Annotated in this window: 23 protein-coding genes and 1 pseudogene; 7 read left to right on the top strand and 17 right to left on the bottom strand. The window is 70.5% G+C overall.

The window, feature by feature from the left end; all coding sequences use genetic code 11:
- Positions 1-305: 305 nt before the first annotated feature.
- Positions 306-1,640, top strand: a complete 1,335-nt coding sequence (gene gabT / locus ACIRQH_RS31715; protein ID WP_358816315.1) for a 4-aminobutyrate--2-oxoglutarate transaminase — start codon at positions 306-308, stop codon at positions 1,638-1,640.
- 172 nt (positions 1,641-1,812) lie between these two features.
- On the top strand, positions 1,813-2,640 hold the full coding sequence (locus ACIRQH_RS31710) for a phosphatase PAP2 family protein (protein ID WP_404228091.1): 828 nt from the start codon (positions 1,813-1,815) through the stop codon (positions 2,638-2,640).
- Here the strand turns inward: ACIRQH_RS31710 and ACIRQH_RS31705 are convergent.
- The 8 genes from ACIRQH_RS31705 to ACIRQH_RS31670 all read right to left on the bottom strand — a co-directional run bounded on the left by ACIRQH_RS31705 (position 2,628) and on the right by ACIRQH_RS31670 (position 12,390).
- Entirely contained in the window at positions 2,628-4,451 is a 1,824-nt protein-coding gene (locus ACIRQH_RS31705) for a chitinase (protein WP_404228090.1), read from the bottom strand. The genes ACIRQH_RS31710 and ACIRQH_RS31705 overlap by 13 nt on opposite strands.
- A 128-nt stretch (positions 4,452-4,579) precedes the next feature.
- Complete coding sequence (locus ACIRQH_RS31700) at positions 4,580-5,032, bottom strand: hypothetical protein (protein WP_358816312.1); 453 nt, start codon at positions 5,030-5,032, stop codon at positions 4,580-4,582.
- Positions 5,033-5,192: 160 nt separating this feature from the next.
- Positions 5,193-6,620, bottom strand: a complete 1,428-nt coding sequence (locus ACIRQH_RS31695; RefSeq protein ID WP_404228087.1) for an NAD(P)/FAD-dependent oxidoreductase — start codon at positions 6,618-6,620, stop codon at positions 5,193-5,195.
- 32 nt (positions 6,621-6,652) lie between these two features.
- Positions 6,653-7,453: an ABC transporter permease gene (locus ACIRQH_RS31690; protein WP_358816310.1), complete on the bottom strand. Its 801-nt coding sequence runs from the start codon at positions 7,451-7,453 to the stop codon at positions 6,653-6,655.
- A complete protein-coding gene (locus ACIRQH_RS31685; protein WP_358816309.1) occupies positions 7,454-8,383 on the bottom strand; it encodes an ABC transporter permease in 930 nt (309 codons plus the stop codon).
- A complete protein-coding gene (locus tag ACIRQH_RS31680) occupies positions 8,383-9,534 on the bottom strand; it encodes an ABC transporter ATP-binding protein (protein WP_388870079.1) in 1,152 nt (383 codons plus the stop codon). Before ACIRQH_RS31680 ends, ACIRQH_RS31685 begins: the two co-directional genes overlap by 1 nt.
- A 5-nt stretch (positions 9,535-9,539) precedes the next feature.
- Complete coding sequence (locus ACIRQH_RS31675; RefSeq protein WP_404228084.1) at positions 9,540-10,787, bottom strand: spermidine/putrescine ABC transporter substrate-binding protein; 1,248 nt, start codon at positions 10,785-10,787, stop codon at positions 9,540-9,542.
- A 76-nt stretch (positions 10,788-10,863) separates the two neighbouring features.
- On the bottom strand, positions 10,864-12,390 hold the full coding sequence (locus tag ACIRQH_RS31670; protein ID WP_358816306.1) for a gamma-aminobutyraldehyde dehydrogenase: 1,527 nt from the start codon (positions 12,388-12,390) through the stop codon (positions 10,864-10,866).
- Between the two features lie 208 nt (positions 12,391-12,598).
- Between ACIRQH_RS31670 and ACIRQH_RS31665 the strand changes: the two genes are divergently transcribed.
- The gene (locus tag ACIRQH_RS31665) at positions 12,599-13,150 is read left to right on the top strand and encodes an NADAR family protein (RefSeq protein WP_388869754.1); all 552 of its coding nucleotides are present in this window, start codon (positions 12,599-12,601) and stop codon (positions 13,148-13,150) included.
- A 162-nt stretch (positions 13,151-13,312) separates the two neighbouring features.
- A complete protein-coding gene (locus ACIRQH_RS31660; protein WP_388870082.1) occupies positions 13,313-14,884 on the top strand; it encodes an MFS transporter in 1,572 nt (523 codons plus the stop codon).
- A gap of 122 nt (positions 14,885-15,006) precedes the next feature.
- On the opposite strand, the gene ACIRQH_RS31655 is transcribed toward ACIRQH_RS31660, so the two are convergent.
- Positions 15,007-16,080: a DUF4190 domain-containing protein gene (locus ACIRQH_RS31655; protein WP_388869757.1), complete on the bottom strand. Its 1,074-nt coding sequence runs from the start codon at positions 16,078-16,080 to the stop codon at positions 15,007-15,009.
- Positions 16,081-16,138: 58 nt separating this feature from the next.
- Between ACIRQH_RS31655 and ACIRQH_RS31650 the strand changes: the two are divergent.
- Positions 16,139-17,344, top strand: a pseudogene (locus ACIRQH_RS31650) (adenosine deaminase).
- Positions 17,345-17,361: 17 nt separating this feature from the next.
- Positions 17,362-18,045, top strand: coding sequence for a glycerophosphodiester phosphodiesterase (locus ACIRQH_RS31645; protein ID WP_388869760.1), 684 nt, complete (start codon positions 17,362-17,364; stop codon positions 18,043-18,045).
- A gap of 114 nt (positions 18,046-18,159) precedes the next feature.
- On the opposite strand, the gene ACIRQH_RS31640 is transcribed toward ACIRQH_RS31645, so the two are convergent.
- The 6 genes from ACIRQH_RS31640 to ACIRQH_RS31615 form a co-directional block, all read right to left on the bottom strand.
- The gene (locus ACIRQH_RS31640; protein ID WP_388869762.1) at positions 18,160-18,687 is read right to left on the bottom strand and encodes a hypothetical protein; all 528 of its coding nucleotides are present in this window, start codon (positions 18,685-18,687) and stop codon (positions 18,160-18,162) included.
- Between the two features lie 60 nt (positions 18,688-18,747).
- Complete coding sequence (locus ACIRQH_RS31635; RefSeq protein WP_388869765.1) at positions 18,748-20,112, bottom strand: FAD-dependent oxidoreductase; 1,365 nt, start codon at positions 20,110-20,112, stop codon at positions 18,748-18,750.
- 209 nt (positions 20,113-20,321) lie between these two features.
- A complete protein-coding gene (locus ACIRQH_RS31630) occupies positions 20,322-20,834 on the bottom strand; it encodes a hypothetical protein (RefSeq protein ID WP_358816300.1) in 513 nt (170 codons plus the stop codon).
- On the bottom strand, positions 20,818-21,309 hold the full coding sequence (locus ACIRQH_RS31625; protein WP_388869768.1) for an RNA polymerase sigma factor: 492 nt from the start codon (positions 21,307-21,309) through the stop codon (positions 20,818-20,820). Before ACIRQH_RS31625 ends, ACIRQH_RS31630 begins: the two co-directional genes overlap by 17 nt.
- Before the next feature lie 193 nt (positions 21,310-21,502).
- Positions 21,503-22,144 carry a class F sortase gene (locus ACIRQH_RS31620; protein WP_358816298.1) on the bottom strand — a complete coding sequence of 214 codons (642 nt, stop codon included), beginning with the start codon at positions 22,142-22,144 and terminating at the stop codon, positions 21,503-21,505.
- On the bottom strand, positions 22,141-22,509 hold the full coding sequence (locus tag ACIRQH_RS31615) for a sortase-dependent protein (RefSeq protein WP_388869774.1): 369 nt from the start codon (positions 22,507-22,509) through the stop codon (positions 22,141-22,143). The genes ACIRQH_RS31620 and ACIRQH_RS31615 overlap by 4 nt, the downstream gene beginning before the upstream one ends.
- A 294-nt stretch (positions 22,510-22,803) precedes the next feature.
- Here ACIRQH_RS31615 and ACIRQH_RS31610 point away from each other — a divergent pair, with 294 nt between their 5' ends.
- Complete coding sequence (locus ACIRQH_RS31610; protein WP_404228078.1) at positions 22,804-23,154, top strand: hypothetical protein; 351 nt, start codon at positions 22,804-22,806, stop codon at positions 23,152-23,154.
- Between the two features lie 101 nt (positions 23,155-23,255).
- On the opposite strand, the gene ACIRQH_RS31605 is transcribed toward ACIRQH_RS31610, so the two are convergent.
- The gene (locus ACIRQH_RS31605; RefSeq protein ID WP_388933002.1) at positions 23,256-24,032 is read right to left on the bottom strand and encodes an ABC transporter permease; all 777 of its coding nucleotides are present in this window, start codon (positions 24,030-24,032) and stop codon (positions 23,256-23,258) included.
- Complete coding sequence (locus ACIRQH_RS31600) at positions 24,029-25,027, bottom strand: ATP-binding cassette domain-containing protein (RefSeq protein WP_388869783.1); 999 nt, start codon at positions 25,025-25,027, stop codon at positions 24,029-24,031. Before ACIRQH_RS31600 ends, ACIRQH_RS31605 begins: the two co-directional genes overlap by 4 nt.
- Between the last annotated feature and the right edge of the window lie 31 nt (positions 25,028-25,058).

Raw genomic sequence — 25,058 nt, 5'->3', positions numbered from 1 at the left:
GGGGCGAGTTCACCGTTTACACGGCCGGGCCCGCCACGCGCCCGGGTCACCGGCGGTTTTACGCCTCGCCGTCGGCCTCGCGTCCTCCCCCGTCCGGCTTCTATGTCCACCACGGACAAGCGAATCGTCCGACAACGCCCACATGGAGCATGCCGACCCCCGGTCCTCGGCCCTAGCCTGCGAAGAAAGAAGAAAAAAGCAGGACCGCGAAGCCGGACCAGCGTCCGCCGGGGCAGTCGACGGGACCCCACCGTCTCCGCCGCCCACAGCCCAACCCCCGTCTGCACGATCTCAGGGAGCCCCTCATGACCGCACTTCCGCAGGAGCGCCGCGTCGTCACCGCCATCCCCGGCCCGAAGTCGCAGGAGCTGCAGGCCCGACGCACCGCCGTGGTCGCGGCCGGTGTGGGATCGGTGCTCCCTGTCTTCACCACGCGCGCCGGCGGCGGGATCATCGAGGACGTCGACGGCAACCGCCTCATCGACTTCGGCTCCGGCATCGCCGTGACGTCGGTCGGCGCGAGCGCCGAGGCCGTCGTACGCCGGGCCTCCGCCCAGCTCCAGGACTTCACCCACACCTGTTTCATGGTCACGCCGTACGAGGGCTACGTCGCCGTCGCCGAGGCGCTGGCCGAGCTGACCCCGGGTGACCACGCCAAGAAGTCCGCCCTGTTCAACTCGGGTGCCGAGGCCGTCGAGAACGCCGTCAAGATCGCCCGCGCGTACACCAAGCGCCAGGCCGTCGTCGTCTTCGACCACGGCTACCACGGCCGGACGAACCTGACGATGGCGCTGACCGCCAAGAACATGCCGTACAAGAACGGCTTCGGCCCGTTCGCGCCAGAGATCTACCGCGTCCCGGTCGCCTACGGCTACCGCTGGCTGACCGGCCCGGAGAACGCCGGCGCCGAGGCGTCCGCGCAGGCCATCGACATGATCAACAAGCAGATCGGCGCGGACAACGTCGCCGCGATCATCATCGAGCCGCTGCTCGGCGAGGGCGGCTTCATCGAGCCCGCGAAGGGCTTCCTGCCGGCCATCAGCCAGTTCGCCAAGGACAACGGCATCGTCTTCGTCGCGGACGAGATCCAGTCCGGCTTCTGCCGTACCGGCCAGTGGTTCGCCTGTGAGGACGAGGGCATCGTCCCGGACCTGATCACGACCGCCAAGGGCATCGCGGGCGGTCTGCCGCTCGCCGCCGTCACCGGCCGCGCCGAGATCATGGACGCCGCGCACTCCGGCGGCCTGGGCGGCACCTACGGCGGCAACCCGGTGGCCTGCGCCGGTGCGCTCGGCGCCATCGAGACGATGAAGGAGCTCGACCTCAACGCCAAGGCGAAGAACATCGAGGCGATCATGAAGGCCCGCCTCGGCGCCATGGCGGAGAAGTTCGACATCATCGGTGACATCCGCGGCCGCGGCGCCATGATCGCGATCGAGCTGGTCAAGGACGCCGCCACCAAGGAGCCCAACGCGGAGGCGACCGCCGCGCTGGCCAGGGCCTGCCACCAGGAGGGCCTGCTGGTCCTGACCTGTGGCACCTACGGCAATGTCCTCCGCTTCCTGCCCCCGCTGGTCATCGGCGAGGACCTCCTCAACGAAGGCCTCGACATCATCGAGCAGGCCTTCTCCACCATCTGACGCCGCACGCGCCGCGGCGCCGGACCTCTGGAACACCGCCCACGGGCGGATTCCGCTTGGTTCCGGCGCCGCGGCGTACCCGGTCGGAGCGTGTGAAGAACGTGTGCGAGGTGCATGACGGGACGCGATTCCGCCTGTCGGAGCCGGACACCCTGCCGTAGGTTCTACCCAGATGAGAGATACACCCCGCCCACAGGGGACTGTGGGCGATTCCGGGTCGTCGCTTCCCCAGCTTCGCCCTGGTCGTGCCCTCGCGCACACACCCGGGGCTTCCGGCTCCGGTTCTCCTCACCGATCGGACAGTCGCCCGCCCCAAACCCCCCGGGGCGCGCGACAACCCGGTCCGGACGGCCGCCCCGGAACCACCCCCCCTGTTCCGGGGCGGCCGACCCTCCTTCTCGGCCTTCCGGCCCTCCTCTTCGCGCTGATCACCTGGCAGGTCACGGCCCACGGCCCCCTCGCCCGCGCGGACGAACGCCTCAGCGACTCGCTGGTCCACCCGGCCCGTGTCTGGGAACTCCTCGCCGACCTCGGCAACATCACCGTCGCCGTCCCCGTCCTGGCCGCCGCCCTCGTGTACGCGGCGGTCCGCGCCCGCCGGGCGGGCGTCCACCGGTGGTGGCTCCCGTCCACGGCGGCCGCGGTCCTGATGGCCCTCGTCCCGGCGGTGATCGTGCCCCTGAAGGAACTCATCGCCCGCTCCGGGCCCCCGGTCATGGGACCCGGCAACGGCTACTACCCCTCGGGCCACACCGCCACGGCCGCCGTCGCCTACGGCGCGGCGACCCTGGTCCTCCTCCCCTGGCTCCGCACGACCGGCACCCGCCGCGCCCTGCTGCTCAGCTGCGCGCTCCTGAACGCGGCGGTCGTCACCGGCCTGATCCTGCGCGGCTACCACTGGCCACTGGACGTGGTGGCCAGTTGGTGCCTCTGCGCGGTGCTGCTCTCCTGCCTGTGGCTGTTCCTCGGCCGGACGAGCGGTCGTCCTCAGCCGAAGTAGCTGTCGAAGTTCCGGGAGAACTCCCAGCCGCCGAAGCGGTCCCAGTTGATGGACCAGGTCATCAGGCCGCGCAGTGACGGCCAGGTGCCGTGGGTGGTGTACGCGCCGCAGTTGGTCTTCCTGGTGAGGCAGTCGAGGGTCTTGGTGACCTCGGCCGGGGACACGTAGCCGTTGCCGGCGTTGGTGGTGGCCGGCATGCCGACGGCTATCTGGTCGGGGCGCAGCGGCGGGAAGACGTTGTTCGCGTCGCCCGCCACCGGGAAGCCCGTCAGGAGCATGTCGGTCATCGCGATGTGGAAGTCGGCGCCGCCCATCGAGTGGTACTGGTTGTCGAGGCCCATGATCGACCCGGAGTTGTAGTCCTGGACGTGCAGCAGGGTCAGGTCGTCACGCAGGGCGTAGATCACCGGGAGGTAGGCGCCGGCGCGCGGGTCCTGGCCGCCCCACTTCCCGGTGCCGTAGTACTGGTAACCGAGCTGCACGAAGAAGGTCTCCGGGGCCATGCTCAGGACGAACTTCGAGCCGTACTTGGCCTTCAGGGTCTTCAGGGCGGAGATCAGGTTCACGACCACCGGGGTGGTAGGGCTCTTGAAGTCGGTGTCGCTCGCGTCGAGGGAGAGCGAGTGGCCCTCGAAGTCGATGTCCAGGCCGTCCAGTCCGTACGTGTCGATGATCTTCGAGACCGAGGAGACGAACGTGTCACGGGCGGCCGTGGTGGTGAGCTGGACCTGGCCGTTCTGGCCGCCGATCGAGATCAGCACCTTCTTGCCTGCCGCCTGCTTGGCCTTGATCGCCGCCTTGAAGTCGGCGTCGCTCTCGACGGTCGGGCACTCGGTGACCGGGCAGCGGTTGAAGCGGATGTCGCCCGAGGTGGCGGAGGTCGGCTCGCCGAAGGCCAGGTCGATGACGTCCCAGCTGTCGGGCACGTCGGCCACGCGCGTGTAGCCCGCGCCGTTGGCGAAGCTCGCGTGGAGGTAGCCGACGAGGGCGTGCGTGGGCAGGTCGGCCGAGCCCCCGCCGGAGCCCGCCGAGGTGGTCGCGGTGACCGTCGCCGACTTCGCCGACTCGCCGGCGTCGTTCGTCGCGGTGACCTGGAAGGAGTACGCGGTGGACGCCGACAGTCCGCTCACGGTCGCCGAGGTGCCGGTGGCCGTCTGGACCTTCACCCCGTCGCGGTAGACGGCGTACCCGGTCGCGCCGGCCACCGCCGTCCAGGACAGGCCGACCGACGAGGACGTGAGCGTGCCGGTCCTGAGGCCGGTGGGCACGGCCGGCGGCTGGCCCGCGTCGACACCGGGGCCGGTCAGCGAGAGGTCGTCGGCGTAGTAGGTCCCGGTGCCGTACCAGCCGTGCGTGTAGATCGTGACCTTGGTGGTCGAGGCGCCGGTGCGGAAGGTGGTGCTCAGCTGCTGCCAGTCGGCCGCGGACTGGGTCCAGGTGCTGACGTCGGTCGTGCCGGTGCCGCTCGCGCCGAGGTAGACGTAGCTGCCGCGGACGAACCCGGAGAGCGTGTACTGCGCGTCCGGCTTCACCGTCACGGTCTGCGAGCACTGGGCGTAGTCGCTGCCGGCCGGGGTCGCCTTCAGCGCCGAACTGCCGCTGTGCACCGGGGTGGTGACGGTGCTCGCGGCCGTACAGGTCCAGTTGGCCAGGCCCGACTCGAACCCGCCGTTCTTCGCGAGGTCCGCGTCGGCCGCACGGGCGGCCGACGAGAGCGCGGTGAGGCCGGGTACGGCCAGAACGGTGGCCGTGCACACGGCGAGGATCCTTCGACGGTGTTCGGACGGTCTGCTGCGTCTGGTGCGTTCCACTGCTGCCTCCGGGCACGGGGGGAATGGGGAGGGTGGAGCGCGCCCAACTTGGTCCAGACCAATTCTGTTGTCAAGACCCCCCGCGCACCGGGGACTTCATGAGCTCGCCGCCGCGCGGCCCGGCACGGCTATCGGTCCTCGTTCCGGGCGAGACCCGCCGCCGCCTCGTGCATGGCCAGTTCGAGCAGTGCCGGATCCGTGAGGGTGCCCGAGCCGTCCGGTTGCACCAGCCAGCGGACCCCGCCGGTGGCCCGCCCCGGATACGGCACCACGATCCAGGTGCCGGGCCCCGCGGTGCGCACCCCCGTGCCGAGCCAGCGGGCGGCGGTGCCCGCGGGCACGAAGAAGCCCATCCGCGCGTCGCCGAAGTCGACGAGCACAGGCCCGGGTTGGTCGATCACCCGGCTCAGTACATCGAGCGTCGGATAGCCGAGTTCGCCGGGCAGGATGAGCACGTCCCAGGCCCGGCCCGCCGGGAGCAGCGCGATGCCGAGGGGGTTGCGTTCCCACTCCCACCGGCAGGCCTCGGGGTCCGGAGCCACGGATGTCAGCCACTCGACCGCCGTCTTGGGCCCTGTCATGACGGAACCTCCCTCTCTCGCGATGACGCTGGTCGCGTCACAGGGGAGAGGGAGGTCCGGGGCGATCATTACGCGGGTTCCGGCTACCAGTTGGTAGTGAACCGGATCACACCGACGAGCTGGGCGTACGCCGGGGGATCACGGAGCGGGCCGCGCGCCCTCAGCTGTCGAAGCCGAGGCCCAGCCTGTCCATGGTCTTCAGCCACAGGTTGCGCCGGCCGCCGTGGGTGTCGGCCCGCGCCAGCGACCACTTGGTCAGGGCGATACCCGTCCAGGCGAAGGGCTCGGGCGGGAACGGCAGCGGCTTCTTGCGGACCATCTCCAGCTCGGTGCGTTCGGTGCGCTCCCCCGCCAGCAGGTCGAGCATCACGTCCGCGCCGAAGCGGGTGGCGCCCACGCCGAGGCCCGTGTAGCCGGCCGCGTAGGCCACCTTGCCCTGGTGGGCCGTGCCGAAGAACGCCGAGAAGCGCGAGCACGTGTCGATCGCGCCGCCCCAGGCGTGCGAGAAGCGGACGCCCTCCAGCTGCGGGAAGCAGGTGAAGAAGTGTCCGGCGAGCTTGGCGTACGTCTCGGGGCGGTCGTCGTACTCGGCGCGCAGCCGTCCGCCGTACGGGTAGACCGCGTCGTAACCGCCCCACAGGATCCGGTTGTCGGCGGAGAGCCGGAAGTAGTGGAACTGGTTCGCCGAGTCGCCGAGGCCCTGGCGGTTCTTCCAGCCGATGGAGGCCAGCTGGTCCTCGCTGAGCGGCTCGGTCATCAGCGCGTAGTCGTAGACCGGGACGGTGTACGAGCGGACGCGCTTGACGAGGTTCGGGAAGATGTTCGTGCCGAGGGCGACCTTGCGTGCGCCGATCGCGCCGTACGGGGTGCGGACGGCCATGCCGGCGGCGGACGGCTTCAGGTCGAGAGCGGGCGTGTTCTCGTACACCCGGACCCCGAGCCGGAGGCACGCGCGCTTCAGCCCCCAGGCCAGCTTGGCCGGGTGGAGCATGGCGACGCCCCGGCGGTCGTACAGACCGGCCAGGAAGGTCGGGGAGGCGACCTGTTCGCGGACGGCCTCGGCGTCGAGGAGTTCGACGCCCTCGGCGAGACCCTCGCGCTCCAGCTCCTGGTGCCAGTCGCGCAGTTCGGCCGCCTGGTGCGGCTCGGTCGCTACGTCGATCTCACCGGTGCGCTCGAAGTCGCAGTCGAGGGCGTAGCGGGCGACGGCCGCCTCGATCTCGTCGAGGTTGCGGGCGCCCAGCTCCTCCAGCTTGCGGATCTCGTCCGGCCAGCGGGTCAGCCCGTTGGACAGACCGTGGGTGAGGGAGGCGGCGCAGAAGCCGCCGTTGCGGCCGGAGGCGGCCCAGCCCACCTCACGGCCCTCCACGAGAACGACGTCCCGGTCCGGGTCGCGCTCCTTGGCGATCAGCGCCGTCCACAGTCCGCTGTAGCCGCCGCCGACGACGAGCAGGTCGCAGGTGTCGGAGCCGGTGAGCGCGGGCTCGGGCCGGGGTTTGCCGGGGTCGTCCAGCCAGTACGAGACCGGCTGGACGTCCGCGAGGGACTTCGTCCACTGATTACCACGGGTCATGGCGCTTGGGGCCATGATTTCCAACTCCCTACGAGGGTTTTCGAGCGTTATGCCTTTTGCCTGTTACGGCGATTCCCGACGACCATTCCGGCCAGGACGAACAGTACGGCGATGAGGAACATGGCCGTACCGATGACATTGATCTGAACGGGTGTTCCGCGCTGTGCCGAACCCCAGACGAACATGGGGAACGTGACGGTCGAGCCCGCATTGAAATTGGTGATGATGAAATCGTCGAAGGAGAGCGCGAAGGCGAGCAGCGCGCCCGCGGCGATTCCGGGTGCCGCGATGGGCAGGGTCACGCGCAGGAAGGTCTGCACGGGACCGGCGTACAGGTCCTGCGCCGCCTGTTCGAGGCGTGGGTCCATCGACATGACGCGGGCCTTGACGGCCGTCACGACGAAGCTGAGGCAGAACATGATGTGGGCGATCAGGATCGTCCAGAAGCCCAGCTGAGCGCCCATGTTGAGGAACAGGGTGAGCAGCGAGGCGGCCATCACGACCTCGGGCATCGCCATCGGCAGGAAGATCAGCGAGTTCACGGCGCCGCGCGCGCGGAAGCGGTAGCGGACGAGCGCGAAGGCGATCATCGTGCCGAGGATCGTGGCGCCGATCGTCGCCCAGACGGCGATCTGGAGGCTGAGCGAGAGCGAGCCGCACATGTCGGCGACCCCGCACGGATCGCGCCACGCGTCGGTCGAGAATTGCTGCCACTCGTAATTGAAGCGTCCCTTCGGTTTGTTGAAGGAGAACACCGTCACGACGATGTTGGGCAGCAGCAGGTATCCGAGCGTCAGCAGTCCCGCGATGACGATGAGATAGCGCTTGAACCAGTTCACGAAGGCCATTTAGACCAGATCCTCCGTCCCGGACTTGCGGATGTAGAGCGTGACCATGAAGAGGATCGCGGCCATGAGGATGAACGAGAGTGCCGCGGCCGTCGGATAGTCGAGAATCCGCAGGAACTGGGTCTGGATGACGTTGCCGACCATGCGGGTGTCGGTGGAGCCGAGCAGGTCGGCGTTCACGTAGTCACCGCTGGCGGGGATGAACGTCAGCAGGGTGCCGGAGACGACGCCCGGCATCGACAGCGGGAAGGTCACCTTGCGGAAGGTGGTGATGGGCCGGGCGTACAGGTCGCCGGCCGCCTCGTGCAGCCGCCCGTCGATCCGCTCCAGCGAGGTGTAGAGCGGCAGCACCATGAACGGCAGGAAGTTGTACGTGAGTCCGCAGACCACCGCGAGCGGGGTGGCGAGGACCCGGTCGCCCGCCGTGAAGCCGAGCCAGCTGGTGACGTCCAGGACGTGCAGCGTGTTCAGTGCGCCGACGACCGGGCCGCCGTCCGCGAGGATCGTCTTCCAGGCGAGCGTGCGGATCAGGAAGCTGGTGAAGAACGGCGCGATCACCAGGATCATGATCAGGTTGCGCCAGCGGCCGGCGCGGAAGGCGATCAGGTACGCGAGCGGATAGCCGAGCACCAGGCACAGGATCGTCGCGGCACCGGCGTAGAGCACGGAGCGCAGGAACTGCGGCCAGTAGTCGGCGAGCGCGTCCCAGTAGGTCTGGAAGTGCCAGGTGACCTTGAAGCCGTCCTCCAGCGATCCCGTCTGGATGGAGGTGGAGGCCTGGTAGACCAGCGGGAGCGCGAAGAAGACGACCAGCCACAGCAGGCCGGGCAGCAGCAGCCAGTACGGGACGAGGCGGCCACGCTTTTTCGGCGGCTTCTTCGCGGGCTGCGGCGCGAGCGGTGGCGCCTCGACCTCGGTGACGGTGGCCATCAGGCGGCTTCCTCCTCGGCCGTTTCGACACCCGCGTCGATGTCCTGGGCGGCGTCGAGGCCGAAGGTGTGCGCCGGGCTCCAGTGCAGGACGACGTCCGCGCCGGGGACGAGCCGGGAGTCCCGGTCGATGTTCTGGGCGTAGACCTCGAACTCGGGGCAGACGGCGCTGTCGATGACGTACTGCGTGGAGACGCCGATGAAGCTGGAGTCGGCGATCCTGCCGGTGATGCGGTTGCGGCCGGCGGGTATCTCTCCCGCGTCGTCGGCGTGCGTGAGGGAGATCTTCTCCGGGCGGACGCCGACCAGGACCTTGCCGCCGGTCGTGGCGGACGCGGAACAGCGCGACCCTGGGAGCACCAGCTTGCCGCCTCCCGCCTTGAGGACGATGTCGTCGCCGCTCCTGGAGTCCACCTCGGCCTCGATGAGGTTGGACGTGCCGAGGAAGTTGGCGACGAAGGTGGTGTTCGGGTTCTCGTAGAGGTCGGCGGGCGCGCCGAGCTGCTCGACACGGCCCGCGTTCATCACGGCGACCGTGTCGGCCATGGTCATGGCCTCCTCCTGGTCGTGCGTGACGTGGACGAAGGTGATGCCGACCTCGGTCTGGATGCGCTTGAGCTCCAGCTGCATCTGCCGGCGCAGCTTGAGGTCCAGGGCGCCGAGGGGCTCGTCGAGGAGGAGCACCTTGGGGTGGTTGATCAGCGCGCGGGCCACGGCGACGCGCTGCTGCTGGCCGCCGGAGAGCTGGTGCGGCTTCTTGCGCGCCTGCTCGCCGAGCTGTACGAGGTCGAGCATGTCCTCGACCTGCTTCTTCACCGACTTGATGCCGCGCCGACGCAGGCCGAAGGCGACGTTCTCGAAGATGTCGAGGTGTGGGAAGAGGGCGTAGGACTGGAAGACCGTGTTCACCGGGCGCTTGTAGGGCGGCAGGTTCGTCACGTCCTGGTCGCCGAGCATGACGGTGCCCGAGGAGGGCTCCTCCAGGCCGGCGATCATCCGCAGGGTGGTGGTCTTGCCGCAGCCGGACGCGCCGAGCAGCGCGAAGAACGAGCCCTGCGGCACGGTCAGGTCGAGGGGGTGCACGGCCGTGAAGGAGCCGTACGTCTTGCTGATCCCGGAGAGGCGGACGTCGCCGCTGTTGTCGTTCGTCATCGTGGTCACGCCCCTGTGAGCTTCGCGAACTTCTCTTCGTAGGCCGTCTCTTCCTTCTGGCTCAGCGAGCGGAAGGGGTGTGACTTCGCGGCCATGGCCTTGTCAGGAATGATCAGCGGGTTGTTCGCCGCGTCCTTGTCGATCTTCGCGAGATAGAGCTTGACCCCGTCGACCGGACAGACGTAGTTGATGTAGGCGGCGAGTTCCGCGGCGGGCTCGGGCTCGTAGTAGAAGTCCATGAGCCGCTCGGCGTTCGTCTTGTGACGCGCCTTGTTGGGGATCAGCATGTTGTCGGTCGACGTCATGTATCCGCTGTCCGGGATGATGAAGTCGACGTCCGGGCTGTCCGCCTTGAGCTGGACGACGTCGCCGGCCCAGGCGACACAGGCCGCGAGGTCGCCCTTGGTGAGGTCGGACGTGTAGTCGTTGCCGGTGAAGCGGCGTATCTGGCCCTTGTCGACGGCCTTCTGGAGACGGGCGATCGCCGCGTCGAAGTCGTCGTCGGTGAAGTCGGCCGGGTCCTTGCCCATGTCGAGCAGCGTCATGCCGATGCTGTCGCGCATCTCGGAGAGGAAGCCGACGCGCCCCTTGAGCTTGGGGTTGTCGAGCAGGTCGGAGACCGAGCGGACCTCGATGCCGTCGAGCGCCTTCTTGTTGTAGGCGATGACGGTCGAGATGCCCTGCCAGGGATAGGAGTAGGCGCGCCCGGGGTCCCAGTCGGGGTTGCGGAACTGGGCGGACAGGTTGGTGTAGGCGTGCGGGAGGTTGGCCGCGTCGAGCTTCTGCACCCAGCCGAACCGGATGAGCCGGGACGCCAGCCAGTCGGTGACGACGATGATGTCGCGCCCGGTGTCCTGGCCCGCCGCGAGCTGCGGCTTGATCTTGCCGAAGAACTCGACGTTGTCGTTGATGTCCTCGGTGTACTTGACCTTGATACCGGTCCGCTTGGCGAACGCGTCGAGCGTGGGGTGGTGCTTCTCGCTCTCGTCGACGTCCATGTACTCGGTCCAGTTGGAGAAGTTGATCGTCTTCTCCTTGGCCGAGTGGTCCTCGGCCGAGACCCCGCCCTGGGTCTTTCCCGCGGCCGGGATCCCGCAGGCGCTCAGTGCCCCGAAGCCGCCGACGGCGAGCGCGCCGCCCGCCGACGCGCGCAGCAGGGAACGACGGCTGAGGGAGGCCCTGCCGTTCCGGAAGCTGCGCCGCAGCGCGGCCAGTTGGACCGGGGACATACGTTCGGGCTCGTACTGCTCCATGCTCTGGTGCCCTTTCGGAAGCGTCGCGGCCGTGGTCGCGGCCTGGTCTGCCACAGGGCCGTAGCCGGTCGGTCGGTTACGGCCGGTCCCCGAAGACCGTGCGGTGCCAGTCCTTCCTGGCGACCGCGGTGTTGTCGAACATGACGTGCTTGACCTGCGTGTACTCCTCGAAGGAGTAGGCGGACATGTCCTTGCCGAAGCCGGACGCCTTGTAACCGCCGTGCGGCATCTCGCTGATGATCGGAATATGGTCGTTGACCCAGACGCAGCCCGCCTTGATCTCACGGGTCGCGCGGTTGGCGCGGTAGACGTCGCGGCTCCAGGCGGAGGCCGCGAGTCCGTACGGGGTGTCGTTGGCCAGCGCGATGCCCTCGTCGTCGGTGTCGAAGGGGAGCACGACGAGCACCGGGCCGAAGATCTCGGCCTGCACGATCTCGCTGTCCTGCCCGGCGTCGGCGACGAGCGTGGGCGCATAGTACGCGCCGGACTTGAGATCTCCCTGGGGAACCTCACCTCCGGTGACCACGCGCGCGTAGCCACGGGCACGGTCGACGAAGCCGGCGACGCGGTCGCGCTGGGCGTGCGAGATCAGCGGGCCGAGGTCGGTGTCGGCCGCGAAGGGGTCGCCCACGCGGACGCTCGCCATCAGGGCACCCGTCCGCTCCACGAACGCGTCGTAGAGGGGGCGTTGCACGTACGCGCGCGTGGCGGCGGTGCAGTCCTGCCCCGTGTTGATGAGCGAGCCGGCGACCGCGCCCTGCACGGCGGCCTCCAGATCGGCGTCGTCGAAGACGAGGAAGGGTGCCTTGCCGCCGAGCTCCAGGTGGAGGCGCTTGACGGTGGAGGTGGCGATCTCCGCGACGCGTTTGCCGACGGCCGTCGACCCGGTGAAGGAGGTCATCGCGACGTCGGGGTGTCCGACGAGGTGCTCGCCCGCCTCCCTGCCGAGGCCGGTGACGATGTTGATCACGCCGTCCGGGATACCCGCAGCCGTGGCCGCCTCGGCGAACAGCAGGGAGGTGAGCGGGGTCAGCTCGGCGGGCTTCAGGACGATCGTGTTGCCCGCGGCGACCGCCGGGAGGATCTTCCACGCGGCCATCTGGAGCGGGTAGTTCCAGGGCGCGATGGAGCCGACGACCCCGATGGCCTCGCGGCGTACGTACGAGGTGTGGTCACCGGAGTACTCGCCGGCCGACTGGCCCTGGAGATGCCGGGCGGCGCCGGCGAAGAACGCGGTGTTGTCGATGGTGCCTGGCACGTCGAACTCGCGGGTCAGTTTGAGGGGCTTCCCGCACTGCAGGGACTCGGCCTGGGCGAACTCCTCGGCCCGCTCGGCGAGCACGGCGGCGAAGCGGTGCAGCGCGTCGGAGCGCTCCCCGGGGGTGGCGCCCGACCAGCCGGGGAAGGCCGCGCGGGCGGCGGCGACGGCCGCGTCCACGTCGGCGGTGCCCGCCAGTTCGTAGGTGTACACCTCTTCGCCGGTGGCGGGGTCGACGACCGCGTGGGTGCGGCCGGAAGTGCCCTTGGTCAGACGGCCCGCGATGTACTGCGCTCCGCCGGCGAGGCGGTCCTGCGCCTGGAAGCGATGGCCCGGATTGTGCATGTCGCTCTCCTCCGCCACCCTCCCCGTCGAAACGGGGGTCGGCGTAGCTCCAGCTCGATTTGAGTGCCGATCCTGACAGAGCTAAGGGACTCCAACAAGTGATTCCGTTGTTGCCTTTTGGTTACGCGACGGAATCCTTCGACCAGGTGTCGAGTCCTTTTGGAAAAGGCGGGACGGAATGTCAGTGGTGCGTGCCACAGTGGCGTGCATGGGGAAGATCGCCACGCGGGAAGCACTGGTCAGCACGGTCGAGTCGGGGACGCGCGTGAAGTACCTGCACTTCTGGGGGCACCGGGCGCGGGCGGACGGACAGGTCGGATCGAGCTCTCTCAGCCAGTGGTGGCCGTCACCCTTCGTGGCCGGAGGGGTCGCCTACGCCACGGCGGAGCACTGGATGATGGCCTCCAAGGCACGCCTCTTCGGGGACGCCGAGGCCGAGCGGCAGGCGCTGGACGCGGCGAACCCCGCGCTCGCCAAGAAGGCGGGCCGGCTGGTTCGCGGTTTCGACGACGCCGTGTGGGAGCGCGAGCGGTTCGGGATCGTGGTCGAGGGCAGCGTCCACAAGTTCGCGGCGCACGCGGATCTGCGGGAGTTCCTGCTGGGCACCGGCGACCGGGTGCTCGTCGAGGCGAGTCCGCTGGACCGGGTCTGGGGCATCGGTCTCGCCGCGACCGACGAGGGCGCCTCGGACCCCCGGCGCTGGCGGGGCGGGAACCTGCTGGGCTTCGCGCTCATGGAGGCGCGGGAGCGGCTGCGGTAGGGGCGGGGCGGGCCCGTGCGACCCGGACCCGGTGATCGTCGTGCGGATGCGGGCCCCCGCGAACCGGCTGAGAATGCAGACGTGAGTGGCACCCATCCGGCACGGGGCGCGGCCGCTGAACCGGCGCCCAGGACCCCGAACCAGACGCTGGCCCTCGCGGCCATGCTCTTCGCGGTGTCGATGACGTTCATCGACCAGACGATCGTCTCCATCGCGGCTCCGGACATCGTCAGTGAGCTGAACCTGTCCGCCTCGGGCATGCAGTGGGTGGTGAACGCCTATCTGCTGTCGCTGGCGGCGTTCTTCGCCCTCGGTGGCCGCCTGGCCGACCTCTTCGGGCCACGCCGGGTCGTCATCATCGGGACCCTCGTCTTCGTCATCTCCTCCGTGCTCTGCGGCTGCGTCCCCAAGGGGGACTTCGCACAGACGTGGCTGATCATCTTCCGGGTGACGCAGGGGCTGGGCGCGGCGCTCCTGTTCCCCGCGGCGCTGGCCGTGGTGGTGGCCGTCTTTCCGGTGGAGCGGCGCGGCCGGGCGCTGGCGCTCTTCTTCGGACTGTCCGGAGCGCTGACAGCGATCGGCCCGCTGCTGGGCGGCTGGCTCACGTCCTGGACCTGGCGGGCGATCTTCTGGGTGAACGTGCCCGTGGCCGTCGTGGCCCTCGTCCTGACGATGATGGCGCGCGTCCCGGACCGGCGGCGCGACGAGTCGCTGGACGGCGTCGGTGCCGTCCTCATCGCGGGCGGCATGGGTCTGAGCGTGCTCGGCTTCCAGCAGGCCGCCTCCTGGGGCTGGGACAGTGCGGCGACCTGGGCGTGCATCGCGGGCGGTCTGGCGGTGCTGGTCCTGTTCTGGCGTTACGAGCGGGGCAGGCGGCATCCCCTGGTCAACCTGGCGGTGTTCCGCGACAAGGCGTTCACCGTGGACACGCTGGTGCTGTTCTTCGCCATGCTGGCCTTCGTCCCGGTCTTCTTCTTCGCCTCCGTCTACGCCCAGGTCTCGCTGAGCGCCTCCCCCAACCAGGCCGCGCTGTACCTGCTGTACTTCTTCGCGGGCTTCGCGATCGCCTCCCAGTGGGGCGGCCGCATGCTGGACAAACAGGGAGCCCGGCCGGCGATGAAGATCGGCACCATCGTCGGTGCCGTCGGATTCGCCCTGTGGGCCAACAAGCTGACCGACCTGTCGATGCACGACCAGTGGCCCTACGTGGCTCTCGCCGGCGCCGGTATCGGCTTCATCCTGGCGCCTGCCTCGACGGACGCCGTCAACCGGTCGATCGGCGCCTCGTACGGCGAGGTCACCGGCATCACGCAGACCGTGCGCAACTACGCGGCGAGTGTGGGCCTGGCCGTCCTCGGGACGATCCTCACCCACCGGACGACCGAGAACGTCGTGTCGACGCTCACGTCCCGCGGAGTGTCCTCGGACACCGCGAACGGGGTGGCCAAGGACATCGCCGAGGCGGTCACGGGCAACGGCGACGCCCGGACACCCACCGGCACCGGGCCGGCCGCCAGCGCCGCGCGCGACGCGATGTCGAGCGTGCGGATGGACTTCGCCGAGGCCAACCAGTGGGTCTTCTACGGCATGGCCATCGCGCTCGCCATCGGATACCTGGTCGCGCTGCGCCATCCCGGGGGCAAGGGGACATCGGCCGCCGCGGAGGGCGAGCCGCAGTCGGCCCCGACGACTCCGGCGCCCCCGTCCGAGGACGAGCACCGGACGAGCATCTGACACGGCGGCCCGGCCCACCCGGCCCGTACGTGCGCGGCCGGAGGTGAGCCGGCTCATCGATCCGGTGGTGTGCGGACCGCGCGGCACCGGACGGACGGGAGACCGCCCTCTCGGTAGCTCGCCTACCTCTGCTGTGTGACGAGGGACGTGGAGAACCCGTCGTACCCGTCCGAGTCGTCGCTGCCGGTGTCGTCCGGGAGGGCGACGATGACGACGATCAACGCGGCGCCGAGCACGATGCCGACCGATCCGCAGATGATCCCGGCCAGCGCCTGCCCCGGGTTCGTCGCCTCGCCCTTGCGAACCCTGCCCCGGCCGATCACGCCGAAGACCACGGCGAGGATGCCGAGCACGATCGCGAGTGGCCACGCGCAGAACAGGGCGGCGGCGATGATGCCGAGAACGAGGGAGGCGGTGCCCATGCCGTTGCTCGGAGCGGGCTGCGGCGCGGGCCAGCCGTACGCCGGGACGCCCCCGTACGCGGACGGACCGGCCCCGGGGTACTGCGGATAGCCGTAGCCGTACGGGAGATGCCCCGGCCCGCCGGGGGCTATCGGCGGCGGAGGCACGGGCTCGCCCGGACCGGGCTGCGGGTACGGAGTGTGGGCCGCCGGAGGGGCGAAGGGGTTGTCCCAGGCGGGGCCGCCGGGAGCCGCGGACCCGGGCGGGACGCCGGTGCCGGGGAGCGACGTGATCGTCGGCAGTCCGTACGCGGGGGAAGGCGTGACGCTTCCGCCGCCCGGCACCCTCCGGGCGGACGCGTCGGTCTCCTCGGGCGGCGCCCAGGGATTGGGCTCCTGCCGCCGGTCGGCATCGGCACCGGGCTTGCCGAGGGAGACCTGCGGGGCGGGGGCCTGACCGGGGGCGGGATTCTGTCCCGGTCCACCGGACGCGGAGGCGGCATTGCGGCCGGGGGCGGCGAACGGCCCGTTGCCCTGGGCGGGCACGGAGGACCCCGGTCCGTCGGCAGGGGTACGGTCCGCCGGGGGCGGACCCTGTTCCCGGCCCTCCCCGGGCTCACCGGTCACGGCGTACTGCGGGCCGTCGCCCGCCGCGCCGTCCACCCACCGCGCGCCGTCATCGGCCCGCGCGGCGTTCTCCCGGTCCGCCGGCGCGGTCCATCCGTTCCCCTGCGCCGTCGGTGTCCACGCGTCGGTGTCACGTGGAGTTTCCGGCGTCCTCGCGTCCTCGGCCATGCGCGAAGTCCCCTCTCTTCTGCGTGCCGTCATGCTACGGCCCGGGCGTGTCCCGTGGATCTCCACGGGACGACGGCCGCCCCGCACGGCCCGGGCCCGTCGCCCCGGGGCCGCCGCCTACGATGATCCCGAGTCATCGATCAGCCGATCACCCGCGTCCCGCCGAGCACCGTCCGGAGACGCCGTTCCGGGGAGGAACCCCTTGACCGAGCACATCACCGCACGCGACGACGTCCGTGACCTGCACTCCTTCATCGCCGGGCTGCCCAAGGCCGAACTGCACGTCCACCACGTCGGATCCGCCTCCCCGCGCATCGTGTCCACGCTCGCCGCCCGGCACCCCGACTCGATGGTCCCGACCGACCCCGAGGCGCTGGCCGACTACTTCACGTTCACGGACTTCGCCCACTTCATCCAGGTGTACCTGTCCGTCGTCGACCTGATCCGCACACCGGAGGACGTCCGGCTGCTGACGTACGAGGTGGCCCGGGACATGGCGCGTCAGCAGGTGCGGTACGCCGAGCTGACCATCACGCCGTGGTCGTCCACCCGGCGCGGGATCGACGAACTCGCCTTCATGGAGGCGATCGAGGACGCGCGCCGGGCCGCCGAGGCGGAGCTGGGTGTCGTCCTGCGCTGGTGCTTCGACATCCCGGGCGAGGCCGGTCTGGAGGCCGCCGAGGAGACCGTGCGGCTCGCGACCGACGACCGGCTGCGGCCGGAGGGGCTCGTGTCCTTCGGGCTCGGCGGCCCCGAGGTCGGCGTACCGCGGCCGCAGTTCAAGCCGTACTTCGACCGGGCGATCGCGGCGGGGCTGCGGTCGGCGCCGCACGCCGGTGAGACGACCGGACCCGAGACGGTCTGGGACGCGCTGAACTTCCTGGGCGCCGAACGCATCGGCCACGGCACGAGTTCCGCGCGGGACCCCAAGCTGCTCGCCCACCTCGCCGAGCACGGGATCGCCCTGGAGGTCTGCCCGACCTCGAACATCGCCACGCGTGCGGTCCGCACCCTCGACGAGCACCCCATCAGGGAGTTCGTGGCGGCCGGGGTGACGGTCACCGTCAACTCCGACGACCCGCCGATGTTCGGCACCGACCTCAACAACGAGTACGCCGTCGCCGCCCGGTTGCTGGACCTGGACGAGGCGGGCGTCGCCTCGCTGGCCCGCAACGCGGTGGAGGCGTCGTTCCTCGACGAGGCCGGCAAGGCGAAGCTCGCGGCCGAGATCGACACGTATGCCGCGACATGGCTGGCACTCTGACCCAGCACAATGGGCGCATGCGCACCGTGACCGCAGTCGCCCACCGCGGCGACCCCTATCGCGCCCGTGAGAACACGATCGACTCGCTGCGTTCCGCGCTCCGCCAGGGCGCGGACGCCGTCGAGATCGACGTACGGCTGACGCGTGACCGCCTGCCCGTGCTGCTGCACGACGAGACGCTCAACCGGCTGTGGGGGCACGACCGTCCGCTGCGGTCGCTCTCCTCCGACGAGGTGAAGGGCCTGACCGGCGGCGGGGTGCCGACGCTGGCGGAGGCCCTCGGGGCGACCGGTGACAACCGGATCATGGTCGATCTGCCGGGTCCGGTGGACGAGAAGGCCGTGCGTGAGGTCGTGGACGTGGTGCGCGCGTGCGGGGCGCAGGAGCGGGTGTACTACTGCGCGGGTGCCCCGGCGATGCTCGCGGTCCGGGTCGTCGACCCGACCGCCGAGATCGCTCTGACCTGGACGACGCTGGCGCCGCCTCGCCCGGCGCTGCTCGACGCGGTGCGTCCGCGCTGGCTCAACTACCGGTTCGGGCTGGCGGACCGGGACCTCGTGGCCCGGGTCCACCGGGACGGTCTGCTGGTGTCGGTGTGGACCCCGGACACCCGTCGCACCATGCGCCGGCTCTTCGCGGCGGGCGTCGACTCGGTCACGACCAACCGCATCGACACCCTGGTCGCCCTCCGCGACGGCTGACCGCGCGGCGGGAGCGGCTACTCCTCCCCTCACCCGGCGGCCGGTCTCCTTCAGGCACCCGGCGGCCGGTCCCCCTCGGGGTACCGGCCGCCGAACGGATCGTGACGGCGGCGCTCAGGCAGCCGGGACCGGCGCACTCCCCCGGTCGGGGGTGAGGGCCTCCAAGCGCTTGATCTTCTTCCGGACCACGTGGAGGGGGATGACGCCGAAGACCGCGAACGACAGGTCGACGAGCGTCCACCAGAAGGGGATTCCGCGGACCGGTCCGCAGATCAGGGCGAGGGGCACGATGCCCGCGCAGGCGATCATCCCGAACTCGACGACCCAGATGTTGCGGACCGGATCGCGGTACGGGCCGTAGAACGCGACCGCGATCACCAGGTGCGCGAAGGCCAGCCAGTCCGTTCCGTAGAGCAGGAACGGGTAGTCGGCGTCGGCGGTGTCGAGGCCGCGGCGGACCCGCTCCATCCAGTCCATCAGGGCGGGCAGGTGCTCCGGCACGGACAGGGACCGCAACAGGTCCTCGGTCCAGTGCAGTTCGTGCACCAGGGGGAAGGCCGTGGCACCGCTGAGCACCAGGCTGACGACGAAGAAGACAAGCCACGCACGGATGCCCTTGAGCAGGGCGGCTCTGTCGCTCATGCCCGGAGCCTAACTCCGAGTTGAACGTGTTCAAAACTGCCCTGCCCGGGTCCGTACGGCTCAGGTGCCGCTCGCCTTCAGCATGTCCTCGCGCTCGACGAGCTTCACGCGCTCGCGGCCCTCGGGCTCACCCAGGGCCTTCTCCGCCGCGTCCAGCCGGTACCAGCCGTCCCACGTGGTGAAACGGACGTCGCGCTCGCCGAGGAACGCGTCGACGGCCGCCGGCTCGGGTGAAGTGGGCTCGGACAGACGGCCGTTCGCGTGGTCGTCGAGAAGGCTCGCGACGGTCTCGTTGGCGTCGCCCTTGGTGTGACCGATCAGACCGATCGGGCCGCGCCGGATCCAGCCGGTGACATAGGTGGAACGGAGGTGCTCGCCGCTCTCCTCGACCACGCGGCCGGCCGCATCCGGGACCGTGCCCGAGTCGACGTCCCAGGGCAGCTTGGGCAGGCTGTCGGAGAGGTACCCGACGGCTCGGTAGACCGCGCTGACGTCCCAGTCCTTGAAGGCGCCGGTGCCCTTGACGTTTCCGGTGCCGTCGAGGGCGGTGCGCTCGGTACGCAGGCCGACGACCTCGCCGTTCTCGCCGAGGATCTCGGACGGCGACTCGAAGAAGTGCAGGAACAGCTTGTGCGGGCGGTCGCCGGTGTCGCGGATGGCCCAGTTCTCCAGGGTCTTGGCGACCATGTCGGCCTGCTTGTTGCCGCGCCGGGTGGCGATCGAGCCCTCGTCGTAGTCGATGTCCTCGGGGTCGACGATGACCTCGATGTTCGGCGAGTGGTCCAGCTCGCGCAGTTCCAGCGGGCTGAACTTCGCCTGCGCCGGACCGCGGCGGCCGAACACGTGGACCTCCAGGGCCTTGTTGGCCTTGAGCCCCTCGTGCACGTTCGGCGGGATCTCGGTGGGCAGCAGTTCCTCGGCCGTCTTGGCGAGGATGCGGGCCACGTCCAGCGCGACGTTGCCGACACCGAGGACGGCGACCTTCTCCGCCTCCAGCGGCCAGGTGCGCGGAACATCGGGGTGGCCGTCGTACCAGGAGACGAAGTCGGCCGCGCCGTACGAGCCGTCGAGGTCGACGCCCGGGATGTCGAGGGCCCGGTCGGCCGTGGCGCCCGTCGAGAAGATCACCGCGTCGTAGAAGGCGCGCAGATCGTCGAGGTTGATGTCCCGCGGGTAGTCGACGTTGCCGAAGAGGCGGATCTGCGGCTTGTCGAGCACCTGGTGCAGGGCCGTGATGATGCCCTTGATCCGGGGGTGGTCCGGCGCGACGCCGTAGCGGATGAGACCGAACGGGGCCGGCATCCGCTCGAACAGGTCGATGGACACACCGGGCTCGGCGGCCACTGCGGACTTCAGGAGCGCGTCGGCGGCGTAGATTCCGGCGGGGCCGGCTCCGACAATGGCTACCCGCAGAGGGCGAGGCATGATCAGGTTCCCTTCGGGCAGAGGCAGGGGGCTCGACGGGAAGCCTAAACTAAGGCAAGCCTAAGTCAGTAGGCGGGTCCGGGCTATGACCTCATAAGGCTGTCTTATGGGTGTTCAAGGGTCGCTTTATGGCCTGGTCCCGGATCCCTCCCGCGACCGGGCTGTCGGCTCCCCCAGCCGGCTCACGCCACCTCCGGAACCTCTTCCGTCTACCGCCGCACCGCGCTTGAGGGCGTCGGGCCGACGCCGGTCCGCACCGCCGAGGGCTCGACGGAGACGGAGGTCGGGGTCGCGTACGGCGTCCGGGTGGGGACGGACGAACGGGCCGGACCGCGAGGAGTGGGCACGGTGCTCGGGGCCGAGGTCGCCGAGGCCCGCGCGGCGGGGTCGCTCGCACGGGGCCGGGGGCTCTCGCGCCGCTGCGAGGGCGACGGGTCGGGCACGGTCGACGGACTGCTCGCGGGCGGCGGTGCCAGCGGGACCGTCGGCGAGGCGGGACCCTCGGACTGCGCCGCCCGGAGCGGCAGCGCGACGAGCACGGCGACCGCGCACGCGAGCCCCGCTCCGAGCGACGCCCGCAGCAGCCGGCGGCGCGCCGCACCCCGGCGGATGGCCTCGTACCGGCCGGCCGGGGGTCCGAGGAGGTCGGAGGGCGGTCGCAGGATGACGGCGAGCGGGTCGTCGGGCTCGAATTCCGGGACGTCGTCAGAGTGTGTGATCAAGGCTTCTCCTCAGGTGCGCGCGGAGCAGTTCGCGGGCCGCGTGGAGATCGGCCTTGACGGTCCCTTCCTTGCGCCCGGTCAGCACGGACACCTCCCGGATCGGCATGTCAGCGTAGTAGTGCAGCAGGATCGGGACGCGCAGCCGTTCTGGCAGCGACTGCACGATCAGCCGGACCGAGGGGTCGCTCTGCTCGTTGGGCGGGCCGAGGGCCGCCTCGGTGGTCGCCCGGCGCAGGGCCCGGCGCTCGCGCTCCAGCTTGCGCCAGTGGTCCCGGACGAGGTTGGCCGCGGTGACGTAGAGGAAGCCCCGGGGTTCGGCCACGGTCGTCCAGCGCGCCCAGAGCCGGGTGAACGCCTCGGAGGCGATCTCGTGGGCCGTGCCGTCGTCGTCGACGAGGCGGCGGCACCAGCCGGCGAGGCGCGGGTAGAGGGCGGCGAACAGCTCGGACGCTGCCTTCTCGCGGGACCCTTTCAACACTCTCCATGGTCGTGACGGAATACGAGGGACGGGATCCCGGGCCGCGGACGTACCGTACGGTCCATCGGCCCAGGATCCCGCCTCGGGCCCCCGGGGGACCCTGCGGTTGTGCCGCGGTTGTGCCGCGGTCGTGCGACGAACGGACGGCCGCCCGGCACCCGGCGGGGACCGAGGAGTGTCCGCTCGTGTGTCAGGGGCTCGCGGAGCTGAGTGCCGCGAACACGATCACGTTGTCGGCGTAGCCGTCACCGGTGCGGGGGCCGCCGCACGTGATGAGCCGCAGCTCCGGGCGGTCCACGTCTCCGTAGACCGCGTCGGACGGGAACTCCGCCTTGGCCACGGTCCGTACGGAGGCGACGGCGAACACCGCCGACCCGCCGTTCTCCAGGCGCACCTCGATCCGGTCGTCCCGGCGCAGCCGCGCGAGGTGGCGGAAGACGCCGTCTCCGTACGCGCCGACCGTGACATGGCCGAGGATCACCGAGGGGCCGGTCTGTCCCGGTGTCGGCGAGTGCCGGTACCAGCCGGCCCGGTCGTGCGCCACGACCGGTGGCACCTGCACACTGCCGTCGGAGGCCAGCCCCAGCCGCATGACCGGGGTGTCGACGCCGATGGCGGGGATCCGCAGCGCCACCGGGACCGAACGCCCAAGCGCCCGGGCGGGTTTGGCGGCTTCGGACGCGGACGGCGTTGCGCCGTCCGGCCGTTCGGCCGTGCTCCGGCCGGTGGCGTTCGCCTCGGCCGGGTCCCGGCCGTCCGGGGAGCCGCCACAGCCCGCGAGCAGCGTGGCCAGCGCCGCGGTGCCGAACGCGCGCCTGGAGAGGGCCGTCATACCCCGGTGGCCCGGCGGCGGCGTACGACGAGGAACGTCGCGCCCCCGACGGCGAACAGCGCGGCCGCACTGCCGCCGATCAGCCCGCCCTGCCCTCCGGACGACCCCGGTCCCGCCGCCGTCACCCCGGTGTCGGCCGCTCCGCTCGGCCGGACGGACACCTGGCGCGCGGCAGGCGCCCGTGTGGGCTCGGCGCTCGGCACCGCGGAGGGCGTCCGGCCCGGCGAGGAGCTTGCCGGAGCGGGCGCGGAGGTGACGGTGGGCCGGGTCGAGGGAACGGGGGACGGGTCGTCGGCGAACGCGGGCACCGCGCCCACCAGCACGGCGGTGCACGCAAGTGCCGTGGCACTGAAGACGGTTCGCATGAGTCGCTCTCTTTCGTCGGTCCGCCCGCCCGTGGGAACGGCGGGCTGCGTTGTGGATCGAGCGGAGAGACGAGGCAGCGCGGGAGCAGGTTGTAAAGAGCGGGCAAAGTCGCGAGGAGTGCCGGCGGGGCACGGCCACCACCGGCACCAGGGGCAGCCGCAGGTTCGCCGTCGTGTGGAACGACGCCGCCTACGCCACGGGTACCTCCGGGCGCGCCACCTTCGAGGTCGTCTTGGACGAGGCCACCGGCGCCGTGACCCTCCAGTACAAGTCGCTCGCCGACCGGGGTGCCGGTGCCACCGTCGGCATCGAGAACCAGGCCGGTTCCGACGCCCTGCGGTACTCCTTCAACCAGTCGGTCCCGATGGCGCAAGCTCCTGACCGGCGGTGCCGAAGGCGGCCTCGACGCCGGGGACCCGTCCATCTTCAGCTCCACCAGTTCCCCCGCGTCCAGCGTCGGCAGCACCGTCGCCACCGGCGGCCGCAACTACCTGGCCGCCGACCTCGACGGCGACGGCGTCACCGAGGTGATGTCGCTCAACTCCGACGACTACGGAATGGACCGCATCGCCGAGAACCTCGACGGCCGTTACCTGAGCACCGACAACGGCATCCACCAGGTCGGCACGTACAAGCTCTCCTGACGACCCGGTGGCCGGCCGGCGGCCCTCGTACGGCGGACCCCCCGGACGACGTCCGGGGGGTCTGTCGTGTGTGCTCGGGTCCAACCAGCTGATCCTGTCGGCTACTTGGGGTCGCGGTCGAACTGCGCCCGGGACCAGCGGTAGCCGAGGACGCTCAGCGCCACGCACCAGGCGAGGGCGATCCACCAGTTGTTGCCGATCTCCGTGCCCAGGAGCAGTCCGCGCAGGGTCTCGATGGCGGGGGTGAAGGGCTGGTACTCGGCGATCGGCTGGAACCAGCCGGGCATGGAGTGCAGCGGGACGAAGGCGCTGGAGATGAGGGGCAGCAGGATCAGCGGCAAGGCGTTGTTGCTGGCCGCCTCCGGGTTGGGGGCGCCCATACCCATGCCGACCGCGATCCAGGTGAACGCCAGGGCGAAGAAGGCGAGCAGGCCGAAGGCCGCGAGCCACTCCAGGACGCCTGCGTCCGTGGAGCGGAAGCCCATCGCGACACCGACGGCACCGACGAGCACCACGCTGATGATCGCCTGCAGGACGCTTCCGACGACGTGGCCGAAGAGGACCGAGCCGCGGTGGATCGCCATCGTGCGGAAGCGGGCGATGATCCCCTCGTTCATGTCCATGGAGACCGACACGGCGGTGCCGACGACGGTGGAGCCGATCGTCATGAGCAGGATGCCGGGGACGATGTAGGCGATGTAGGCGGAGCGGCCGGCGCCGCCACTCATGGTGTCGCCGAAGATGTAGACGAACAGCAGCAACAGCATCACGGGCGTGAGCAGCAGGTTCAGGGTCATCGAGGGGTATCGCCGGGCGTGCAGCAGGTTCCGGCGCAGCATCGTCGACGAGTCACGCACGGCGAGGGAGAGAGAACTCATCGAACGGTCTCCTTGGACGGGGCGGGCTGGGCGGTCTTGGCGGGCCGAGCCGACTGGTGCGGCGCGGTGGTGTCGCCGGTGAGGGCGAAGAAGACGTCGTCCAGGTCGGGCGTGTGGACGGTCAGTTCGTCCGCCTCGACACCGGCCGCGTCGAGCCAGTCGAGGATGGAACGCAGTTCTCGTTGGCTGCCGTCGCTGGGGAGTTGGAGGGCGAGGGCTTCGTCGTCGCGGGTGGCCTCGCCGAGTGCGTCGGCGGCGGCCTGGTAGGCGGCTGGGTCGGTGAAGCGCAGGCGGATGTGTCCGCCGGGGATGAGCCGTTTCAGCTCCTCGGCGGTGCCTTCGGCGGCGATCTTTCCGTCGTTGAGGACGGCGATGCGGTCGGCGAGTTCGTCGGCCTCCTCCAGGTACTGCGTGGTGAGGAAGACCGTGGTGCCGCCGGTGACCAGCTCCCGGATGATCTGCCACATGTTGTGCCGGGAACGCGGGTCGAGACCGGTGGTCGGCTCGTCGAGGAAGATGATCCGCGGAGCGCCGACCAGCGTCATCGCGATGTCCAGGCGCCGCTTCATACCGCCCGAGTAGGTCGACGCCGGCTTCTTCGCCGCCTCCACCAGGTCGAAGCGCTCCAGGAGTTCGGCCGCCGTGCGCCGGCCCTCCGCCTTCGACAGATGATGCAGGTCCGCCATCAGCAGCATGTTCTCCTCCCCCGTGATCAGACCGTCCACCGCCGAGAACTGACCCGTCACACCGATCACCGCGCGGGCCGCCTGCGCCTGCGTGGCCAGGTCGTGGCCGCCGACCTGGATCTGCCCGGAACCCGCGTCCGGGGTGATGAGTGTCGAGAGGATCTTCACGGCCGTCGTCTTGCCGGCACCGTTCGGACCGAGGAGGGAGAAGACGGTGCCCTCGGGGACCCTCAGGTCGACGCCGTCGAGCACGACCTTGTCACCGTAGGACTTGCGCAACCCGTGCGCCGCGATGGCCAAGCTGGTCATGGAGTTGCTCCTTCGGCAGTGCTGTCGCGAG

Origin of the sequence: Streptomyces sp. NPDC102279 (genome assembly GCF_044766365.1) — a bacterium.
Classification (GTDB): domain Bacteria; phylum Actinomycetota; class Actinomycetes; order Streptomycetales; family Streptomycetaceae; genus Streptomyces.
The sequence above is the reverse complement of the archived record's forward strand: the minus strand, read 5'-3'. Positions and strand labels throughout refer to the sequence as shown.

Excerpts from the sequence above, each read along its gene's own strand:
- gabT (WP_358816315.1), top strand. The coding sequence starts at position 306 with ATGACCGCACTTCCGCAGGAGCGCCGCGTCGTCACCGCCATCCCCGGC.
- ACIRQH_RS31710 (WP_404228091.1), top strand. The coding sequence starts at position 1,813 with ATGAGAGATACACCCCGCCCACAGGGGACTGTGGGCGATTCCGGGTCG.
- ACIRQH_RS31700 (WP_358816312.1), bottom strand. The coding sequence starts at position 5,032 with ATGACAGGGCCCAAGACGGCGGTCGAGTGGCTGACATCCGTGGCTCCG.
- ACIRQH_RS31695 (WP_404228087.1), bottom strand. The coding sequence starts at position 6,620 with ATGGCCCCAAGCGCCATGACCCGTGGTAATCAGTGGACGAAGTCCCTC.
- ACIRQH_RS31690 (WP_358816310.1), bottom strand. The coding sequence starts at position 7,453 with ATGGCCTTCGTGAACTGGTTCAAGCGCTATCTCATCGTCATCGCGGGA.
- ACIRQH_RS31685 (WP_358816309.1), bottom strand. The coding sequence starts at position 8,383 with ATGGCCACCGTCACCGAGGTCGAGGCGCCACCGCTCGCGCCGCAGCCC.
- ACIRQH_RS31680 (WP_388870079.1), bottom strand. The coding sequence starts at position 9,534 with ATGACGAACGACAACAGCGGCGACGTCCGCCTCTCCGGGATCAGCAAG.
- ACIRQH_RS31675 (WP_404228084.1), bottom strand. The coding sequence starts at position 10,787 with ATGGAGCAGTACGAGCCCGAACGTATGTCCCCGGTCCAACTGGCCGCG.
- ACIRQH_RS31670 (WP_358816306.1), bottom strand. The coding sequence starts at position 12,390 with ATGCACAATCCGGGCCATCGCTTCCAGGCGCAGGACCGCCTCGCCGGC.
- ACIRQH_RS31665 (WP_388869754.1), top strand. The coding sequence starts at position 12,599 with ATGGGGAAGATCGCCACGCGGGAAGCACTGGTCAGCACGGTCGAGTCG.
- ACIRQH_RS31660 (WP_388870082.1), top strand. The coding sequence starts at position 13,313 with ATGCTCTTCGCGGTGTCGATGACGTTCATCGACCAGACGATCGTCTCC.
- ACIRQH_RS31655 (WP_388869757.1), bottom strand. The coding sequence starts at position 16,080 with ATGGCCGAGGACGCGAGGACGCCGGAAACTCCACGTGACACCGACGCG.
- ACIRQH_RS31645 (WP_388869760.1), top strand. The coding sequence starts at position 17,362 with ATGCGCACCGTGACCGCAGTCGCCCACCGCGGCGACCCCTATCGCGCC.
- ACIRQH_RS31640 (WP_388869762.1), bottom strand. The coding sequence starts at position 18,687 with ATGAGCGACAGAGCCGCCCTGCTCAAGGGCATCCGTGCGTGGCTTGTC.
- ACIRQH_RS31635 (WP_388869765.1), bottom strand. The coding sequence starts at position 20,112 with ATGCCTCGCCCTCTGCGGGTAGCCATTGTCGGAGCCGGCCCCGCCGGA.
- ACIRQH_RS31620 (WP_358816298.1), bottom strand. The coding sequence starts at position 22,144 with ATGACGGCCCTCTCCAGGCGCGCGTTCGGCACCGCGGCGCTGGCCACG.
- ACIRQH_RS31615 (WP_388869774.1), bottom strand. The coding sequence starts at position 22,509 with ATGCGAACCGTCTTCAGTGCCACGGCACTTGCGTGCACCGCCGTGCTG.
- ACIRQH_RS31605 (WP_388933002.1), bottom strand. The coding sequence starts at position 24,032 with ATGAGTTCTCTCTCCCTCGCCGTGCGTGACTCGTCGACGATGCTGCGC.
- ACIRQH_RS31600 (WP_388869783.1), bottom strand. The coding sequence starts at position 25,027 with ATGACCAGCTTGGCCATCGCGGCGCACGGGTTGCGCAAGTCCTACGGT.